1 protein-coding gene is annotated in these 509 nt (G+C 67.6%); it reads right to left on the bottom strand.

Features of this window, described 5'->3' with window-relative positions; genetic code table 11:
• Positions 1-509: hypothetical protein (locus tag KVT32_RS28575; RefSeq protein ID WP_217619259.1), on the bottom strand; the 509-nt coding region annotated here is incomplete at both ends.

The following is a 509-nucleotide window of genomic DNA, read 5'->3' on the forward strand; positions in this document are numbered from 1 at the left end:
CCAGAGGGCGTAACGCGCCAGGCCAGGGGTGGCGCCGGAATTGAGATTGGTCGTGGACGAGTGCGCGAAGAAGTTGATGGCGCAGCAGGCGAGCACGAAGGCGGTCACGCGCCAGGTACCCGGGCCGGCCAGGGAGACCGGCTTGCGCAGGTAGGCAACCAGTGCGGCCAGCAGGACCAGCAGGCCGAGCGGCCAGTTGGGCAACAGGCCCAGGTCCGGATCGACGATCCAGACATAGAACGTCCAGATATTGCCGCCCAGCGCAGCGCCGCCGGCCAGCAACTGCGGGGTGACCACGCCGTAGCGGGCGAAATAATAGACCGGGTGCGCCAGCACCGCGACCACGACAGCCACCGCCATCGCGACCTCGAACAGGCTGTAGCGCCGCTCGCGCTGCAGCACGACCCGGTAGAACAAGGGAATGCAGGCCACCAGCGCGAAGCTCGGATTCTGGGTCGATGCCAGGGCGATGAACAGGGCGGCCGCGAGGTAGCGCTCGACCATGACCA

This window comes from Achromobacter sp. GbtcB20 (assembly GCF_019091095.1).
In the GTDB taxonomy this organism is placed as follows: Bacteria; Pseudomonadota; Gammaproteobacteria; order Burkholderiales; family Burkholderiaceae_B; genus Achromobacter; species Achromobacter mucicolens.